Raw genomic sequence first — 16,956 nt, forward strand, 5'->3', positions numbered from 1 at the left:
GACCATGACCCTAGCTGTTCCAGCGCTTGTGGAACCACATCCATTGGCCGGGATATTCGCGGACCCAGGCTTCCACCTTGTCGTTCAGCGCCTGCGCGGTCGCAGCTATATCGACGCCGCCCTTTTCATCGCGCGGCAGTTCCATCTTTTCCTCGAGTTCGAGACGAAACCGGCCGCCAGGAAGGCGGACGCAGCGCGCCGGATAGACATCGCATTCATATTGCCGCGCCAGCTTCGCGAGGAGCGGGTTGGTCCTGCACGGCCGGCCGAAGAATGTCGAAGGTACGCCCCGACGGAACTTCTGGTCGACCAGCATGCCCACATTGCCGTCCGCGTTGAGGACTGTCGCGAGCGACCAGGCGGCACCCGCCTTTGAAGGTACGAGATGACCCATATTCGTGCGCCGGGCGCTCAAGATCTTCTTGGCGACATAGGGATTATTGGGCGGGCGGAACAACGCGGTGACGTTCAGATCGAACGTGGCCGCACATATCGGCAACAGTTCGAAATTCCCCGTATGGCCCGTGAAGAAGATGTGGGGACGGTCCTTTTCGTCGCGGATACGCTCGAAGATCTCGCGTCCCTTCACCTCGACGAGGCCCGTTTCGTCGCTGTGCGGATCATAGTCGAATATAGCGTCGAGGAAGATGTACTCGCCGGTGAGGCGCGCCATGTTGCCCCACATTTCGCGCGCGATCGTCTGAAGCTCGGCTTCGTCCTTTTCCGGATAGGCCTTGCGCAGATTGTTCATGGCGACCCTGTGGCGGCCGAGCCAGGGGCCAACCCGTCGCGCAGCGGAATCCAGGAAATTCATCGCTGCCCTTGCCGGCAAGAGCTGCAGCAACCGCAAGATGCCGAACACGAAATGAGCGGACAGCCAGTAGTTGAACATTTTCAACTTCTGGCTCCACCGGAAGAGGGCGAGCTTGTATTTGAGCTTCATTGCGGGATCAATTGATGCGCAATATGATCTTGCCGAACACGTCGCGGCCTTCCATTCGCTTCAACGCGGTATCGATATCGTCGAAACCGACTTCGGTGTCGATGACCGGATGAACCAGGCCGCGCGCCATCTTCTGCATGGCGTCAGCCATGTTCTCCATCCGGCATCCGAAGGAACCGAGCAGCTTCAACTGCTGCTGGAACAGCATCATCAGATTCATGCTTGTCGAGACACCCGATGTCGATCCGCAGGTGACGAGGCGTCCGCCACGCTTGAGCGAGAGCATCGAGCCGGCCCAGGTGTCGGCGCCGACATGTTCGAACACGACGTCTACGCCCTTCTTCTTTGTCAGTTTCCGGACGACGCCTTCAAAGCGGTCTTCACGGTAATTGATGACGTGATCGGCGCCGAGCGCCTTGGCCTTTTCGATCTTGCTGTCCGAGCCAACCGTCGTGATGATCGTACAACCGATCTTGCGAGCCAGCTGGATCGCGGCCGAGCCTATGCCGGAGCCGCCCGCATGGATCAGGATCGTTTCGCCGGGCTCGAGCTTGGCATTGTCGAAGAGCATGTGCTCTACCGTGCCGAAGGTGACGGGCGCGACCGCCGCGCCGATTTCATCGACACCGGGAGGGGCCGGTACCAGCAGCCGCGCCGGCAGATTGACCTTTTCCTGGGCGAAGCCGTCGAGATGAAAACCATGAACGCCGGAGACATGCTCGCAGAGATTGTCGCGGCCTTCCCGGCACGGACGGCAGAGGCCGCAGGTACGGGCCCCGTAGATCGAAACGAGCTGGCCCGGAAGGAGGTTGGCCACACCCGGACCAATGGCGTCCACGACGCCGGAGGCCTCGGCCCCGATCGTCAGCGGCATTTTGCGTTTCGCAAATGCCATGCCGCGCCAACCCCAGACGTCGATATGATTGAGGGCGACGGCCTTGATATTGACGGTGACCTCGCCGGCAGCCGGCGGAGGCGGGGGTGCCAGATCGACGATCTCGAGTTTGCGGTCTTCAACCAGTTGTAATGCGCGCATATCCATTTTCCTTTTAGGGAAGGGGATTAGTGCGGTTCTGCAGTCATTACAAGACAGGTATTTTGCCCGCCAAAGCCGAAGGAGCTGGAAAGCACCGTAGAGACGCTGGCTTCGCGCTTCACATTGGGCACGACGTCGAGGGCGATCGCCGGATCGGGGTTGTCATAATTGATCGTCGGCGGAATGGTCCCGGTCTGGATTGTGAGAACCGAAAAAACCGCCTCGATCGCGCCGGCCGCGGTCAGAGTGTGCCCGATCATCGACTTGTTCGACGAGACCGGAAGCGACGATATCCTTTCGCCGAAAACGGTGGAAAGCGCCAGATATTCCATCTTGTCGTTTTCCGGCGTGGAAGTGCCATGCGCATTGATGTAGTCGATGGCGTCTTCCTTGATGCCGGCGTCATCGAGCGCCGCACGAACGGCGCCGATGGCTGGCGATCCATCGGGTTTCGACCGCGTACGATGGAAATCATCCGCTTTTTCGCCGCATCCGCGCATGATGCCCAGGATATTTGCGCCGCGGGCAACCGCCGCTTCGAGCGATTCCATGACCAGCGCACCGCTGCCTTCAGCCATCACGAATCCATCGCGATCCTTGGAGAACGGCTTGGCGGCCTTGTGGGCAGGATCATTCTGCGTGGAGAGCGCGGACAGCAGCGAGAACCGGATCAGAGCTTCAGCGGAGACGGAGCCGTCGGTTCCGATCGAAAGCACCCTGTCGCTCTCGCCGCGCCGGATCGCCTCGACGCCAAGCTGGATCGCCGTGGCGCCGGAAGCACAGGCGGTCGAAAGCGTGATCGGCAGGCCCCGCGTGCCGAAAGTATCGGCGAGACGCTCGGCGATGAAGCCGAACTCGGCCGTATTGAACATTTCCGTGTGAGCCTGCTGGCGGCAGGCGGCAAGCAGCAGATCATATCCGGGCTCGCCTTCGCTCTTCACCGCTGCATCGAGGGCAAAGCGATTGCGCCATTCGAGTTCGACCGGGGGGGCTGCCAGAAAAAGCGGGCCACCGAAATCATCCGTCTTGAAGCCCGCCTGCGCGATTGCCTCTTCAGCAGCCAGCGAGGCCAGTTTCTCGGAGAGCGCCGAAGCGCCCTTGCTGCTTTCCTCGAGGAAATCGACGGTTCCAGCGATCTGCGTGCGCAGATTGTCCAACGCAAAACGGGTGATCGTATGAATGCCGGACGTGCCAGAGGTAAGCGCGGCCCAGTTTTCCTGCTTGCCCTGTCCGAGCGACGAAACGACGCCGAGCCCCGTGATGGCAACCAATGGACGGCCTAGATGATCGGTATATTTGGACATGGAGATATCCTTTAAACCTTGGTCAGGCGGGCGACGCCTTCGCTGCGCGTGGCGCCGATGGAGGTTGCTATCGCACTCGTGACCTTCGCCGGCCCGGCCTTCTCGTGCTCGCTGTCGAGCGGAGCGAACGCCTGTCCCTTGAACACGGTAAGCGCCGCGATCGCCACAGCCAACGGGAATTGCGCCTCGCGCATATGGCCGGTTTTCGTCGCCAATCCGCGAACGGCGGAACTTTCGAACGAGTCCAGCACCGCTTTCTCGGCTGCGGTCACCCGCTTGGCCCCGCTTGCGCCGGAAATGATGAGATCGGCAGTGCTCTCCGCGCTGGCTGCGCCGAGAAGCTTGGCTATCGTCGTTTCCAGATCCTCGCGGTTGCGCCTCGTCTGCTCGCCGAAGACATTATCGATTGCCGCATAGGCGCGTGCGCCGCGCTGCTTCGCATGGTCGGCGCTTTCGAGCACCAGAAATGCACCACCGGATCCGGTGACGATACCGCCGCCGCTGGCATTCTCGCGCTGCCATAGCGGCGACCAGCCATCGGTCTTGAGCATCTGGTTGAGCTCGAACCCCAGCAACATATCCGGATGTTCGGCATTATACGCGCCGCCAACGAGCGCATGCGTGCTCTGCCCGGCACGGATGCGCGAGACGGCGGTGTCGATAGCGGAAATCCCCGAACCCTCTTCGCCCATGAAGGTGCGCGACGATCCCGTGACCTTGTGGACGATGGAAATATTGCCGGCGAGAAGGTTGGAAAGCTGGGCAAGGAACAATGTCGGCCGAAGTTCCGTCGACAGTTTCTCGTTCAGCATCGTGCCAAGATCGTTGCGGCCGCGGGCCTCGGCAAGAATCTGCGTGTCGACCGCGACATCGCGCTCGCCGCCACCGGCTGCGACGACCATGTCCATGGTCGTGCATAGCGCCTCGTTCTCCTTGATGCCGGCATCCTGGAGGGCGAGCCCGGCGGTATAGGTGCCGATCCGCTGCCAGGTTTCCATCTGGCGCTGGTCGCCGCGCTTCGGAATCTGGTTGTTCCAATCGACTTCCGTCAGCGGATGCACCGTATAGGGGTTGAACCTGTCGCTGTCCGTTCGGGGCGCCGACGCATCGTTCAGCGCCTGCCAATGCGCCTCGACGCCTTCTCCAAGCGAAGAAATAAGTCCGATGCCAGTGATAAGGACGGTATTGTTCTGCATTTTTCGCAACACCGCTTTACGGTGGACCCGGTTGATCGAGAAGAGAGCGGCAGGCCGGTCTGGGTCAGGCCTTCTTGGCAGCGACGAGTTCGTCGATCTTGGCGCAAAGGTTCTTCAGCACGAAATATTCTTCGGTCGGAACCTTGCCGTCATTGACTTCCTGCGTCCACTGTTCAAGCGGAATCTTGATGCCGAACGCCTTGTCGATCGCAAAGACGATGTCGAGGAAGTCGAGACTGTCGATACCGAGATCGTCGATCGTGTGGCTCTCGGGGGTGATCGAGTCGCGATCGATTTCGCTCGTTTCAGCAATGATATCGGCAACTTTGTCGAATGTATCGGACAATGGATGTTCCTTTGTGTTGTAGGTGCCTTCGGCAAGGCACAGATGCTTCATGGGGCGCTATCTAGCTTTTTTCACGGCGCAGGGAAAGACCCATGCGCCTCGTGCAATTCAATCGAATATAATTCGTCCAGCGACATTTATCGTCTGTCCATCTTTGGCGGGCGCCACGACAACTGCTTCGGAAGGGCGCGGTGTGATGCCGGTCAGGGCCGCAATATGGTTGCGATCGGTCATGATTACCAGATTTCCCTTGCCTTGAAATGTGTTGATGGCGGCGCGAAGCGCCTCGGTCTGCTGCTGGTCCGCCCCCGTGTCGAGCGATGGCAGGACTTCGGCGGCGACGGAACCGAACGAAAGACGTGCTGTTTCACGGGCAGCGCAGGAGGAACTCGTCAACAGCTTCTCGATGCGTATCGAGCGGGCGGCAAAACGCGCGCCAAGCTTTTGCGCCAATTGGTGGCCACGGTCGGAGAGGACCCTTCCGCTGCACTCGTCATCGCCCGGCTGGGCAGCGGCTCTCGGCGTTTCTCCGGCTTGCAGCAATATCGTATAGCCGCCGCTCTGGATGCGCGCCCAGGCTGCCTCCGTGGCCACGGCGCTTGGAACCATGGAGGCGAGCAGCAGACACAGCAAGGCTGCGGTCGCCAGATAAGGGAATCTTGCAGGCATTGGTCCTCCTTACCAGTCGAAATGGGGATTTGCTCGCAAAAAGTGAAGGAGAACGGCCGTTCACCCTTGCGACCCGCGCCCGGCGGGCTTATTGCGGATGGCGATGGGCCTCGTTCAGACAATTCTCGTTGTGTTCGGTGTGATTGCCATCGCTTACGCCGCTGCACACTTCAAGTTGCTGGATGAGCGCGTGGGCGATGGGCTGTCCGAATTCGTGTTCATGATCGCTGCGCCATTGCTGCTCTTCCGCACGATGGTCACTGCCGATTTCCATGGCACTGCGCCATGGGGGCTGTGGATCGCCTATTTCAGCGGCGTCACGATTGCATGGGCTGCCTCGGATATTGCGATCAAACTCCTGTTCGGGCGCGACAATCGAGCCGGGGTGGTCGCGGGTGTTTCCGGCTCGTTCTCCAATCTCGTCTTTCTGGGCATGCCGCTCGTACTCGGCGTGTTCGGACAGCCGGGATTTGCAGTCCTGTCCCTGATCGTCGCCGTTCACATGCCCATCATGATGGCCGCATCGATCTGCCTGCATGAAGTCGCGCTGCGCCGCGACAAGGTGTTCGATGGAGAACATAGTTTCACCGCGGTAGTGCGATCCTTTTTTACGAGCCTGCTGCGTAATCCCTTCGTGCTGGGGATATTGGGCGGCTGGATCTGGCGATTCGCAGGTTTGCCCATGCCGCAGACCGTCGATGCGCTGATCGGCACGCTGGCCAGCGTGGCCGGTCCGGTTGCGCTCTTCGCCATGGGAATGGGCCTGAAGAAATTCGGTGTTTCGGGCAATATCGCCGCGGGCCTCGCCATGTCCGTGATCAAGCTGATGATCATGCCGGCAGCGGTGCTCGGCGCCGTGCTGCTGCTGGGGTTACCGGCGTTTACCGCGAAAATTGCGGTGGTATCGGCGGGCCTGCCAGCCGGCGTCAACTCATATCTCATCGCGACGCGATTCGGCACCGGCCAGGCGCTCGCTTCCAATTCCATGGTGATGGCCACGGGTCTTTCCGCAGCAAGCCTCTTGTTCTGGATATTCGTCGTCACCCATATCTACGGCTAGGACGGTTTGCCCCGTTGCAGCTTTCGCGGAAAAAGAGCAGGGTACCGATGGCCCCGACCAGGCGGCTTTGCTGACAGCAATTAAGGTTCATCCAGTACGGACGCTACCAGGACCATAACCCTCAGAATTCAGGGAGACTATGATGTTGCAGAAATCCAGCCAGTTCATGAAGCAGGCCAATCTCATCGACGGAGCGTGGGTCGCGGCAGATTCAGGCAAGACGATCGACGTCATCAATCCCGCGACCGGGCTGAAGATCGGCACGATTCCGAATTCGGGCAAGGCCGAGACGCAACGGGCTATCGATGCCGCCGCCGAGGCCTTCAAGTCCTGGCGCAAGACTTCGGTGCTGGAGCGATCCAAGCTCATGCGCAAGCTGCACGATCTCATCCTTGAGAATCAGGACGCACTTGCCGAGCTCCTGACCATGGAGCAGGGAAAATCCCTGGCAGAGTCCAAGGGCGAAGTCGGCATGTCCGCCGCCTATATTCTCTGGTACGCAGAGGAAGCCCGCCGGATGTATGGCGACGTCATTCCTTCACCATGGGCCGACCGGCGGATCATGATCACGAAGGAACCGGTCGGCGTCGTTGGCGCGATCACGCCATGGAATTTCCCGTCATCCATGCTGGCGCGCAAGATCGGCCCCGCCTTGGCCTCCGGATGCACGGTTGTGGTGAAGCCCGCCACGCAGACGCCCTATTCGGGACTTGCCTGGGGCGCGCTGTGCGAGGAGGCCGGTATCCCGAAAGGTGTCGTCAACATATTGACAGGTTCGGCAACCGAGATCGGCGGCGAGCTCACCAGCAATCCCCTGGTGCGGAAGATCACCTTCACCGGCTCCACGGAAATCGGCAAGATTCTCATCAAGCAGGCAGCTGATACGGTCAAGAAGGTTTCGATGGAGCTTGGCGGCAACGCTCCATTCATCGTCTTCGACGACGCGGATATCGACCGCGCGGTCGAAGGTGCGATCATGGCCAAGTTCCGCAACTCCGGCCAAACCTGCGTATGCACCAACCGGTTCCTGGTGCAGGCCGGCATCTATGACCGCTTTGTCGAGAAGTTCGCGGCTGCCACCGACAAGCTCAAGGTCGGTGACGGACTGGAATCCGGCACGCAGCAAGGGCCGCTGATCGATGAAAAGGCCGTTCAGAAGGTAGAAGAATTCATCGATGACGCGAAGAAGAAGGGCGCGAAGATCGTCACGGGTGGAAAGCGCCATGCGCTCGGCGGCAGCTTCTTTGAACCCACCGTCATTGGCGACGCCAAGGTCGACATGCTGTTCACCTCGGAAGAGATATTCGGCCCCGTCGCTCCGGTCTACAAGTTCGAGACGGAACAGGAAGCAATCGACCTCGCAAACAACACGCAGTTCGGTCTCGCCAGCTATTTCTATACACAGGATCTCGGCAGGGCGTTCCGTGTCTCCGAGGGATTGAAATACGGAATGGTCGGCATCAATGAGGGCCTGATCACGACGGTCGAAGCTCCGTTCGGCGGCGTGAAGGAATCAGGACTCGGCAAGGAAGGCGGTCATCAGGGCATCGAGGATTATCTCGATACCAAATATGTCTGCCTTGGCGGTCTCGGGCTCTGATCAAGAGATCGGCATGATGGAAACCGAAATATTCGGCCATGCGCCGTCTGGCGAGCCTGTCCACCGCATCACTATTTCCGGTGGTGGACTGACCGCCAGGGTCCTCACCTGGGGCGCAGTCATCCAGGACCTGCGTCTGAAAGGGCATGAACATCCCCTGGTGCTGGGCTATCGGAATTTCGAGGATTACCCGGCATATTCGCCCTATCTTGGTGCGACGATCGGGCGCTCGATCAATCGGATACGCAATGGCGAACTTGTGCTCGACGGCGCAACCTTTGAACTCGAGAAGAACTTCAAAGGGTTGCACAATATTCATGGCGGCAGCACCGGCGCAGGCAAGCGCGTCTGGCAGGTGGTGGCGGTCGGGCCGGATTATGTCACGCTCACCATCACCCTTACCGATGGGGAGGGCGGGTTTCCGGGGAATCTCACCATTACCTGCACCTATATGCTGGAAGCCAAAGGCACATTGGTCGTGCGACTCGATTCCGTCACGGACAAGCCGACGATCTGCAATCTCGCCCATCACAGCTATTTCAATCTGGAAGATGGCGGAGCGACCGACGCGCTCGACCACGAGGTCATGATCGCGGCCGACGCCTTTCTGCCGGTCGACGCCGACCTTCTTCCGGATGGGCGTGTTGTGCCGGTTGCCGGAACCAGCCATGATTTCCGCGTGGCTCGGCCTGTCCGGATGGAGCAGGACGGCCGCCAGATCGTCTACGACAATAATTTCTGCCTCTCCAGCCAGAAGCAGCCCCTGCGGCAGGTCGCTTCGGTCCGGGGACCCCGCTCAGGCATTGAGATGTCTGTGCTGACGACCGAGCCGGGCGTGCAGTTCTACGCAGCCAACACGCTTGGCGGGCGCCCGCCGATCGGCCTGACCGGCCAGCCATATGAGAACTACGCCGGCCTCTGTTTCGAAGCCCAAAGCTGGCCGGACGCCACGCATTATCCGTATTTTCCACAAGCCGTACTGCGCCCGGACCAGGCTTACCGTCAAATGACGAAATATAGTTTCAGGCGGAATTAGTCTGATCCACCGGAATGACGCCGAACGCCTTCCGCGCCTCCTCCATGGGCGCAAGCGCGCCATGATATTCGACTACCCGCGCGGCTACACGATGCGCCGCCGCAGCTGAAGACACCGGATCCATTCCTGCGACGCGGGCCGAAATGTAGGCGCCGTTGAAACTGTCGCCAGCGCCGGTGGTGTCAACCGCCCGTGCGGCAATCGCAGGCACGCTCGTCTGCTGGCCGTTCTCGACGACCAGCGCCGGAGCGGTGCCGTCCTTGACGATGATTTCCTTGACGCCGTAGCTCGCGATCCTGGCTGCTGTCTCCTCGGGCGTCGGGTCGCCGAAAAGAGCATTTTCATCCGGAAAGGTCGGAAGCGCGATGTCCGAGACGTGGAAGGCATTGCTCAGTGCCTGCTTCGCCGTTTCGGCATTTTCCCACAGGCGCGGCCGATAATTGGCATCGAATATGACCGTTGCGCCAAGTCGGCGGGCGCCGCTGACGGCGCTTATAAGGTTCTGGCGCGCCCTTGGACTCAATATGCCCATTGTTATACCGGAGAAATAGATGATCCTCCGCCCCTCAAGGCTGCGCTGGAGCGCATCCATGTCATCCGCGAGCTGACGCGCCGCCGAATCGCTGCGCCAATAGGTGAAGGACCGTTCCGCTTCCGTGAGCGTGATCGCGTAGAGCCCGGGGCGCGCGCCGGTAATGGTGGGGCTGTGGGCTGTTTTGATGCCGTTCTCCGCCAGGAATGCGCGTTGTTTGTCCGAGAAGGGATCGTCGCCGAAGGCGGTGACATAATCGACCGGGAAATCTGCCGGGGCGAGGGCGCGTACATACCAGGTGGAGTTGAGCGTGTCTCCGGCAAAGCCCATGCGCCATTGGTCGCCATTTGCTCCGGAAAGCTCGATCATACATTCGCCGATTGCAGCAAAACCGCCCATGTGAACCTCTTTCTTCCGTACTGGGGCGAACTGATATACTAGCTGGTTGCCGCTGTCATGGGCTAAAACGGGCCGCGTGTCACAATCGGTTCGTGAAGGCGTGTTAGTCGGCGAAGGCAAGCAAGGGAGAAACGAATGTCACGGGTTACCACGATCGAGCAATTGGAAGCGATCTATGATGCCGGCGTCACCGAGGCATCGACAGCCAAGGTCGCCGCCCACATCACGCCGGAATATCGCCTGCTCATCGAGGCCTCGCCCTTTGTCGCCCTTGCTACCAGTGGACCGGAAGGCCTCGATTGTTCGCCGCGCGGCGACCTGGCGGGCTTTGTGCGTGTTCATGATGCGAATACGCTGATGATGCCGGACCGGCGCGGCAACAATCGAATCGATTCCCTGCGGAATATTGTCCGCGACCCGCGCGTCGGGCTGCTATTTCTCATTCCCGGCCTGACCACCACATTCCGCGTCAATGGCAAGGCCTATATCGAGACTGAACCGGCACTGCTCGAAAGCTTCAATGTCGATGGCAAGGCGCCGCGCTCCGTCACCGTGATTGATGTCGAAGAGGCGTATTTCCAGTGCGCGCGGGCGCTCATACGCTCGGAACTCTGGAATCCGGAACGACATCGCTCGCCAAGGGAGTTTCCGACACCTGGCCAAATTCTGGCGGCCCTAAGCGAAAATCGGGTCGGCGGCGAGAATTATGACCGTGAATGGCCGGAGCGCGCGGCGAAAACGATGTGGTGAGGCGCTTCACTGCGCAGGATGATCGATGGCGATCTCCATGCGATCGGCCGCAAAGCGTGTCTGACCATACTCTATAGGTTGTCCATTCATATCGACGTTGATGGCTGTGGAGACGAGGACGATCGCGCCCGGTGAAAGGCGCAGATGGCGCAGGTCCTCGGCATCGGCATGCCGCGCGGCGATGATGGTTGACTGACGAAGATAATCATCGACGCCTGCGGCTCTCAGCGCCGCGGTGATCGATCCAGATGCGCGATAATCATCGGCAATATTGGGAAACCGCTTCGCATCGAACCATGCCGTGGCGCAGGAGATGGGATTGCCATCGGCCGAATGCGTGGTGTCGATCCGGATGACCTCTCCATCGCTCACATTCAGCGCTTTTGCTATCTCGGCGCTTGGTGTTTCAAGCCGCTGCCCGAGCAGGGCGCCCCTGGTTTCCCGGACCTGCGCTGCCAGCGTCTGCGAAAAGCGCGTCCGCGAACCGATTCGGTAGAGCAGCTTGCGGTTGTTGGCGACGAAGGTGCCGCGCCCCTGTTCGGCTCTCAGCACGCCTTCATTGGTCAATGCAGCGATTGCCGCGCGGATCGTGTGCCTGTTGACGGAGAAGCGCCGCGACAATTCCATTTCCGGTGGCAGTTGCGCGCCGGTCTCCAGCTTGCCTTCGCTGATATCGCCGCGGATCTGGTCCGCGATCTGTCGCCAGATCGCGACCCCGCTATTGCGCGTTATGAGGTTGTTTGCCGGCACGACTGTCATGCTCCTGTCATTGACCACAGATATAAGGAAGTATATTGTCTAGTTGTATAGATAAGTAGACAAATTTACCGGAGGTGTCAAATGAAAAACCCCGACGTTCAAAAAGCGAAGGCCGCGCCCGACCTGGCGCGAAAATCCGCCATGGCTTTGCTTGCTCAGGCAACACGGATTGAGCTCGAGGAGCGATGGGACGCCTGGCCGGCAAAGCCCAGCATCGAGGAACTTCGTCGTCCGGAAACCGGACTTGTGATGTTGCGCGGCCGTATCGGGGGAGGCGGTGCGCCATTCAATCTGGGCGAGGCGACCGTGACGCGCGCAACGGTCAGGCTTGGCACTGGCATGGTGGGCCACGCCTACGCATTGGGGCGGGATCGCGAGAAAGTGCGTCTTGCGGCGGTTTTCGACGCACTCTGGCAAACGCCGGAGGCGCGCGACGCGGTGGAAGCCTCAGTTCTCCGGCCGATCGCCCGCCGGCTGGACGAGGATCAGTCACGGCGAACCTCTGAGGCTGCTGCCACCAAGGTCGATTTTTTCACGATGGTAAGAGGGGACGATTGAATGAAGCCGCAGACACAAATGTTCGAAGGCGGATTTCCGGACGCTGTCTTCGACGCGCAGTTTGTCTTTCGCGCCGTCATAGACGCCATGGCCAATCCGGGTCGTATCGTGCCGGTCGATCCGCGTGCAACGCCTCCTGCGCCGCTTTCGCCCTTGGCAGCGAGCATAGCTGCGACATTGTTCGACCAGGATACGATCGTCTGGTGCGACAAGCCGATCAGCAAGTCGGATGCCGCTGTCGGATGGTTGCGGTTCCAGACCGGCATGATGCTGTCGTCCGAGGCGGGGCAGGCCGATTTCGCCCTGGTAACGGATATCGACGCCATGCCGTCGTTCGAGGCATTCGCCAAGGGAACCGCCGAATATCCCGATCAATCGACAACGCTGATACTTCAGGTCGAAGGATTTGACGGCGCGGAGCAGTTTGAACTCAGGGGGCCGGGCATCGAAGAATCGACCCTATTTGCGCCGAGCCATCTGCCGCGGCTGTTCATCGAGCAGTGGGCGGCTAATCGTGCTGCTTTTCCGCGTGGCATCGATCTGATCTTTGCCGGCAAGGACAGGCTTGCTGCGCTCCCCCGCACCACGCGGGTCACGAGAAGGGAGTCCTGATCCATGTATGTGGCTGTAAAGGGTGGCGAAAAGGCCATCAATAACGCGCACCGGCTGCTTGCCGACCGTCGCCGAGGCGATCGGTCCGTGCCCGCGATCCGTCTCGACCAGATCGCCCAGCAACTGGCGCTCGGGGTCGATCGCGTCATGGCCGAAGGCTCGCTCTTCGATACGGAGCTGGCAGCGCTAGCGATCAAGCAGGCGCGGGGCGACATGATCGAGGCGATCTTCCTGCTGCGCGCCTACCGCACGACACTGCCGCGTTTTGGCTACTCCAATCCGCTCGAAACCGCGAAAATGCTGATCGAACGGCGCATTTCGGCGACTTTCAAGGATTTGCCGGGCGGGCAGTTGCTGGGAGCGACATTCGACTACACGCATCGTTTGCTGGATCCTGAACTTGCGGCGGACGAGCCCGTTCCCGCCGGCGAGAGGCGCGATGAGCCGGCCCGCCAATCGACGCCGCGCGTTACCGATATTCTTGGGCACGATGGAATGATCGAGCCCGATAGTTCCATGCCGGAAGAGCAGGAAATCGGTGATCTGACGCGCGAACCGCTGGCATTTCCGCTGGAGCGGGATCTTCGTCTGCAGGCGCTGGCGCGCGGTGACGAAGGCTTTCTGCTCGGTCTCGCCTATTCCACCCAGCGCGGTTATGCCCGCAGCCATCCATTTGCAGGCGAAATCAGAATCGGCGAGGTCGATGTCGAACTGGAAGTGGCCGAGCTCGATTTCCCGCTGACACTCGGGCGTATCCAGGTGACGGAGTGCCAGATGGTCAACCAGTTCAAGGGGTCCAGCAAGCAACCGCCGCAGTTCACGCGCGGCTATGGGCTCGTATTCGGGCAGAGCGAGCGCAAGGCGATGTCCATGGCGCTATGCGACCGGGCCCTGCGCGCTCGAGAACTCGGCGAAGACATTACCGCCGCGGCTCAGGATGAGGAGTTTGTGATTTCCCACAGCGACAATGTCCAGTCCACCGGCTTCGTCGAGCATTTGAAGCTCCCGCACTACGTCGATTTCCAGGCGGAGCTCGATCTGGTGCGCATGATGCGCGCCGAGCAGGGGCTGGAACGGACGACCGCCAATCAAGCGAGCGAGGCTGCAGAGTGACCGAATTTGCCACCTATAATTTCGCCTATCTGGACGAGCAGACCAAACGGATGATCCGGCGCGCGATCCTCAAGGCCATCGCCATCCCCGGCTACCAGGTTCCGTTCGCTTCCCGGGAAATGCCCATGCCCTATGGTTGGGGCACGGGCGGGGTCCAGGTGACGGCTGCCGTGCTTGGCCCCGATGATCGCCTGAAGGTCATCGATCAGGGTGCGGATGATACGACCAATGCAGTGTCGATACGGGCCTTTTTCCAGAAGACCGCAAACGTCGCCGTTACGACGAGGACGGCCGAAGCGACCATCATCCAGACGCGGCACCGGATTCCGGAAGTCGCGCTGCAGGCGGGCCAGATACTCGTCTACCAGGTGCCGATCCCCGAGCCCCTGCGCTTCCTGGAGCCGCGGGAGACCGAGACGCGCAAGATGCACGCACTCGAGGAGTACGGCCTGATGCACGTCAAGCTCTACGAGGATATTGCCCGTCACGGGCACATCGCCACGACCTATGCCTATCCGGTAAAGGTGGAGGGCCGCTATGTCATGGATCCATCGCCAACGCCGAAGTTCGATAATCCCAAGATGCACAATTCCCCGGCTCTGCAGCTTTTCGGCGCCGGGCGGGAAAAGCGGATCTACGCCATTCCCCCTTACACGGAAGTGGTGAGCCTGGATTTCGAAGACCATCCCTTCACCGTGCAGTCCTTCGCGCAGCCCTGCGCACTGTGCGGGGCGCAGGGCGCCTATCTGGACGAGGTGGTCCTCGATGACAAGGGCGGAAGCATGTTCGTCTGTTCGGACACGGATTTCTGTGAGGATCGCCAGGCACAGGGACATCGCGGGCATCTTTCCCCGCAAGCGGAGGCAGCGGAATGAGCGATATGCCACTTCTGAAAGTCAATGGGCTTTCCAAATTCTACGGGAGCCGCATCGGCTGCCAGAACATTTCCTTCGAGCTCTATCCCGGCGAGGTGCTGGCCGTCGTGGGTGAGTCCGGTTCAGGCAAGACGACCTTGCTGAACTGCCTCGCCACCCGGTTGGCACCATCGGCCGGTTCGGTGTCCTACCGCATGCGGGATGGTGAATTTCGCGATCTCTATCGCTTGAGCGAGGCGGAACGCCGTTTCCTTATGCGAACCGATTGGGGGTTCGTGCACCAGAATCCGGCCGATGGGCTGAGAATGACCGTTTCGGCCGGCGCGAATGTCGGCGAAAGGCTCATGGCCATCGGCAACAGGCATTACGGCAATATTCGCGCCACGGCAACGGACTGGCTCGGACGGGTCGAGATTGCTTCCGACCGCATCGACGACGAACCGAGAGCTTTTTCCGGCGGCATGCGGCAGAGATTGCAGATCGCCCGCAACCTCGTCACCGGGCCGCGGCTGGTATTCATGGACGAGCCGACCGGGGGGCTCGATGTATCGGTCCAGGCGCGGCTGCTCGACCTGCTTCGCGGGCTCGTGGGCGACCTCGGTCTGGCGGCAATCATCGTGACGCATGATCTTGCCGTCGCACGGCTGCTGTCGCACCGGATGATGGTGATGAAGGACGGCGTCGTGGTGGAGACCGGACTCACCGACCGGGTGCTGGACGATCCCCAGGCGCCTTATACGCAGCTTCTCGTCTCCTCCATCCTGCAAGTCTAGGACAGCCCAATGTCATCAACACCACTTGTCGTTTCCGATGTCGCCAAGAGCTTCACCATGCACCTGCAGGGCGGGCTTCTGTTGCCGGTCGTGGAAAACGTCTCCTTTTCGATCCGGGCAGGGGAATGCGCCGTGCTGGGCGGGCCCTCCGGCGCTGGAAAAAGCTCGATCCTGAAGATGATCTACGGCAACTACGCCGTGGACAAGGGGCAGATCATCGCGCCTTCTGGCGGGCGTCTCATCGATCTTGCCCAGGCCGATCCGCGGACGATGCTCAGCATCCGGCGTGATCTCATCGGCTATGTCAGCCAGTTTCTGCGGACCGTGCCGCGCGTCGCCGCGATCGACGTCGTCGCCGAACCGCTGGTGGGGCGCGGCATCGACCGGGCGGTGGCACGGGACAGGGCCGCCGGACTTCTCGGTCAGCTCAACCTGCCAGAACGGCTGTGGACCCTGGCACCTGCGACCTTCTCAGGTGGAGAACAGCAGCGCGTGAATATCGCGCGAGGGTTCATCACCGATCATCCCATTCTTCTCCTCGACGAACCGACAGCTTCGCTGGACGCCGCAAACCGCAGCGTGGTCATTTCCATGATCCGGAATAAAAAGCAGGACGGCGTGGCAATGCTCGGCATCTTCCACGACGAGGACGTGCGGGAAGCGGTGGCCGACCGGATTATCGACGTCACTGCCTTTTCCAGCCGCGGCGGAGTTGCAGCATGACGCGCCTGTCGGAAACACCGACCATCCACGAGACGGCGTCGGTCAGCGATTGCGAACTTGGCCGCTATACGGAGATTGCCGAACGCTGCCGGATGATCGACACCAGTCTTGGCGACTATTCCTACATCATGCAGGATGGGGCGGCATGGTGCGCTACGATTGGCAAATTTGCCAATATCGCGTCAAATGTGCGCATCAACGCTCCAAATCATCCGACATGGCGCGCCACCTTGCATCATTTCACCTATCGCTCATCGGATTATTGGGACGATGCGCAGGTGGACGAAGGCTTTTTCGACTGGCGCCGCGCCAATCAGGTCACAATCGGCCACGATGTCTGGATCGGGCATGGCGCGACGATCCTTCCGGGCGTGCGGGTGGGCAATGGGGCGGTCATCGGTGCAGGGGCCGTGGTGAGCCGCGACGTCGATCCCTACACGATTGTCGGCGGTGTGCCGGCACGCAAGATCCGGGATCGCTTCGATGACAAGACTGCGGCGCGACTTGAAGCACTCAGTTGGTGGGATTGGAGCCATGGCAAACTCAGGGCATGCCTCGATGATTTCCGTTCCTTGCCGATCGACGCGTTTCTGGACCGGCACGGCGTGTAAGAAAACTGTATCGCAATCGTCATCTCATTGAAACAAAAGTGACATCGCGTCTTCATGAAAC

General features: G+C 60.6%; 19 protein-coding genes. 11 read left to right on the forward strand and 8 right to left on the reverse strand.

Features of this window, described 5'->3' with window-relative positions:
* Positions 1–10: 10 nt before the first annotated feature.
* The 6 genes from OSJ75_RS01850 to OSJ75_RS01875 form a co-directional block, all read right to left on the reverse strand.
* Complete coding sequence (locus tag OSJ75_RS01850) at positions 11–943, reverse strand: lipid A biosynthesis lauroyl acyltransferase (RefSeq protein ID WP_250013486.1); 933 nt, start codon at positions 941–943, stop codon at positions 11–13.
* 7 nt (positions 944–950) lie between these two features.
* Positions 951–1,979, reverse strand: a complete 1,029-nt coding sequence (locus tag OSJ75_RS01855; RefSeq protein ID WP_250013487.1) for a zinc-binding dehydrogenase — start codon at positions 1,977–1,979, stop codon at positions 951–953.
* A 26-nt stretch (positions 1,980–2,005) separates the two neighbouring features.
* The gene (locus OSJ75_RS01860; RefSeq protein WP_267226528.1) at positions 2,006–3,283 is read right to left on the reverse strand and encodes a beta-ketoacyl-ACP synthase; all 1,278 of its coding nucleotides are present in this window, start codon (positions 3,281–3,283) and stop codon (positions 2,006–2,008) included.
* Between the two features lie 11 nt (positions 3,284–3,294).
* Entirely contained in the window at positions 3,295–4,479 is a 1,185-nt protein-coding gene (locus tag OSJ75_RS01865) for a beta-ketoacyl-ACP synthase (RefSeq protein ID WP_267226530.1), read from the reverse strand.
* 64 nt (positions 4,480–4,543) lie between these two features.
* Entirely contained in the window at positions 4,544–4,825 is a 282-nt protein-coding gene (locus OSJ75_RS01870; protein ID WP_008123430.1) for an acyl carrier protein, read from the reverse strand.
* 108 nt (positions 4,826–4,933) lie between these two features.
* A complete protein-coding gene (locus tag OSJ75_RS01875) occupies positions 4,934–5,494 on the reverse strand; it encodes a histidine phosphatase family protein (protein WP_250013490.1) in 561 nt (186 codons plus the stop codon).
* Positions 5,495–5,597: 103 nt separating this feature from the next.
* Here OSJ75_RS01875 and OSJ75_RS01880 point away from each other — a divergent pair, with 103 nt between their 5' ends.
* The 3 genes from OSJ75_RS01880 (at position 5,598) to OSJ75_RS01890 (ending at position 9,190) form a co-directional block, all read left to right on the forward strand.
* Complete coding sequence (locus OSJ75_RS01880) at positions 5,598–6,554, forward strand: AEC family transporter (protein ID WP_267226533.1); 957 nt, start codon at positions 5,598–5,600, stop codon at positions 6,552–6,554.
* A 142-nt stretch (positions 6,555–6,696) separates the two neighbouring features.
* Positions 6,697–8,154, forward strand: a complete 1,458-nt coding sequence (locus OSJ75_RS01885) for an NAD-dependent succinate-semialdehyde dehydrogenase (protein WP_267226535.1) — start codon at positions 6,697–6,699, stop codon at positions 8,152–8,154.
* Positions 8,155–8,170: 16 nt separating this feature from the next.
* Positions 8,171–9,190: an aldose epimerase family protein gene (locus OSJ75_RS01890; protein WP_267227026.1), complete on the forward strand. Its 1,020-nt coding sequence runs from the start codon at positions 8,171–8,173 to the stop codon at positions 9,188–9,190.
* Here the strand turns inward: OSJ75_RS01890 and OSJ75_RS01895 are convergent.
* Positions 9,177–10,121, reverse strand: a complete 945-nt coding sequence (locus tag OSJ75_RS01895; RefSeq protein ID WP_267226537.1) for a sugar kinase — start codon at positions 10,119–10,121, stop codon at positions 9,177–9,179. The genes OSJ75_RS01890 and OSJ75_RS01895 overlap by 14 nt on opposite strands.
* Positions 10,122–10,256: 135 nt before the next feature.
* On the opposite strand from OSJ75_RS01895, the gene OSJ75_RS01900 reads away from it, so the two are divergent.
* On the forward strand, positions 10,257–10,871 hold the full coding sequence (locus OSJ75_RS01900) for a pyridoxamine 5'-phosphate oxidase family protein (protein ID WP_267226539.1): 615 nt from the start codon (positions 10,257–10,259) through the stop codon (positions 10,869–10,871).
* A gap of 6 nt (positions 10,872–10,877) precedes the next feature.
* On the opposite strand, the gene phnF is transcribed toward OSJ75_RS01900, so the two are convergent.
* Positions 10,878–11,630, reverse strand: a complete 753-nt coding sequence (gene phnF, locus OSJ75_RS01905; protein WP_267226542.1) for a phosphonate metabolism transcriptional regulator PhnF — start codon at positions 11,628–11,630, stop codon at positions 10,878–10,880.
* Positions 11,631–11,711: 81 nt separating this feature from the next.
* Between phnF and phnG the strand changes: the two genes are divergently transcribed.
* Genes phnG through OSJ75_RS01940 form a run of 7 tightly spaced genes read left to right on the forward strand, consistent with a single transcriptional unit; the run spans position 11,712 to position 16,895 of the window.
* Positions 11,712–12,188: a phosphonate C-P lyase system protein PhnG gene (gene phnG / locus OSJ75_RS01910; protein WP_267226544.1), complete on the forward strand. Its 477-nt coding sequence runs from the start codon at positions 11,712–11,714 to the stop codon at positions 12,186–12,188.
* Complete coding sequence (gene phnH / locus OSJ75_RS01915) at positions 12,189–12,800, forward strand: phosphonate C-P lyase system protein PhnH (RefSeq protein ID WP_267226546.1); 612 nt, start codon at positions 12,189–12,191, stop codon at positions 12,798–12,800.
* 3 nt (positions 12,801–12,803) lie between these two features.
* Positions 12,804–13,913, forward strand: a complete 1,110-nt coding sequence (locus tag OSJ75_RS01920; RefSeq protein WP_250013507.1) for a carbon-phosphorus lyase complex subunit PhnI — start codon at positions 12,804–12,806, stop codon at positions 13,911–13,913.
* Complete coding sequence (locus tag OSJ75_RS01925) at positions 13,910–14,788, forward strand: alpha-D-ribose 1-methylphosphonate 5-phosphate C-P-lyase PhnJ (RefSeq protein ID WP_267226551.1); 879 nt, start codon at positions 13,910–13,912, stop codon at positions 14,786–14,788. The genes OSJ75_RS01920 and OSJ75_RS01925 overlap by 4 nt, the downstream gene beginning before the upstream one ends.
* The gene (phnK, locus tag OSJ75_RS01930) at positions 14,785–15,561 is read left to right on the forward strand and encodes a phosphonate C-P lyase system protein PhnK (protein WP_267226553.1); all 777 of its coding nucleotides are present in this window, start codon (positions 14,785–14,787) and stop codon (positions 15,559–15,561) included. Before OSJ75_RS01925 ends, phnK begins: the two co-directional genes overlap by 4 nt.
* A gap of 9 nt (positions 15,562–15,570) precedes the next feature.
* Positions 15,571–16,284: a phosphonate C-P lyase system protein PhnL gene (phnL, locus tag OSJ75_RS01935; protein WP_267226555.1), complete on the forward strand. Its 714-nt coding sequence runs from the start codon at positions 15,571–15,573 to the stop codon at positions 16,282–16,284.
* Positions 16,281–16,895 (forward strand): DapH/DapD/GlmU-related protein, encoded by a 615-nt coding sequence (locus OSJ75_RS01940; protein WP_267226558.1) that lies wholly within the window; start codon positions 16,281–16,283, stop codon positions 16,893–16,895. Before phnL ends, OSJ75_RS01940 begins: the two co-directional genes overlap by 4 nt.
* The last annotated feature ends 61 nt before the right edge of the window (positions 16,896–16,956 follow it).

It is taken from the genome of Phyllobacterium sp. 0TCS1.6A (assembly GCF_026420825.1).
GTDB lineage: Bacteria > Pseudomonadota > Alphaproteobacteria > Rhizobiales > Rhizobiaceae > Phyllobacterium.

Coding starts and splice junctions, on each gene's coding strand:
- OSJ75_RS01900 (WP_267226539.1), top strand. CDS start 10,257: ATGTCACGGGTTACCACGATCGAGCAATTGGAAGCGATCTATGATGCC.
- OSJ75_RS01890 (WP_267227026.1), top strand. CDS start 8,171: ATGGAAACCGAAATATTCGGCCATGCGCCGTCTGGCGAGCCTGTCCAC.
- phnK (WP_267226553.1), top strand. CDS start 14,785: ATGAGCGATATGCCACTTCTGAAAGTCAATGGGCTTTCCAAATTCTAC.
- OSJ75_RS01860 (WP_267226528.1), bottom strand. CDS start 3,283: ATGTCCAAATATACCGATCATCTAGGCCGTCCATTGGTTGCCATCACG.
- OSJ75_RS01865 (WP_267226530.1), bottom strand. CDS start 4,479: ATGCAGAACAATACCGTCCTTATCACTGGCATCGGACTTATTTCTTCG.
- OSJ75_RS01875 (WP_250013490.1), bottom strand. CDS start 5,494: ATGCCTGCAAGATTCCCTTATCTGGCGACCGCAGCCTTGCTGTGTCTG.
- OSJ75_RS01850 (WP_250013486.1), bottom strand. CDS start 943: ATGAAGCTCAAATACAAGCTCGCCCTCTTCCGGTGGAGCCAGAAGTTG.
- OSJ75_RS01855 (WP_250013487.1), bottom strand. CDS start 1,979: ATGCGCGCATTACAACTGGTTGAAGACCGCAAACTCGAGATCGTCGAT.
- OSJ75_RS01885 (WP_267226535.1), top strand. CDS start 6,697: ATGTTGCAGAAATCCAGCCAGTTCATGAAGCAGGCCAATCTCATCGAC.
- OSJ75_RS01940 (WP_267226558.1), top strand. CDS start 16,281: ATGACGCGCCTGTCGGAAACACCGACCATCCACGAGACGGCGTCGGTC.
- OSJ75_RS01895 (WP_267226537.1), bottom strand. CDS start 10,121: ATGGGCGGTTTTGCTGCAATCGGCGAATGTATGATCGAGCTTTCCGGA.
- phnG (WP_267226544.1), top strand. CDS start 11,712: ATGAAAAACCCCGACGTTCAAAAAGCGAAGGCCGCGCCCGACCTGGCG.
- OSJ75_RS01880 (WP_267226533.1), top strand. CDS start 5,598: ATGGGCCTCGTTCAGACAATTCTCGTTGTGTTCGGTGTGATTGCCATC.
- phnH (WP_267226546.1), top strand. CDS start 12,189: ATGAAGCCGCAGACACAAATGTTCGAAGGCGGATTTCCGGACGCTGTC.
- phnF (WP_267226542.1), bottom strand. CDS start 11,630: ATGACAGTCGTGCCGGCAAACAACCTCATAACGCGCAATAGCGGGGTC.
- phnL (WP_267226555.1), top strand. CDS start 15,571: ATGTCATCAACACCACTTGTCGTTTCCGATGTCGCCAAGAGCTTCACC.
- OSJ75_RS01920 (WP_250013507.1), top strand. CDS start 12,804: ATGTATGTGGCTGTAAAGGGTGGCGAAAAGGCCATCAATAACGCGCAC.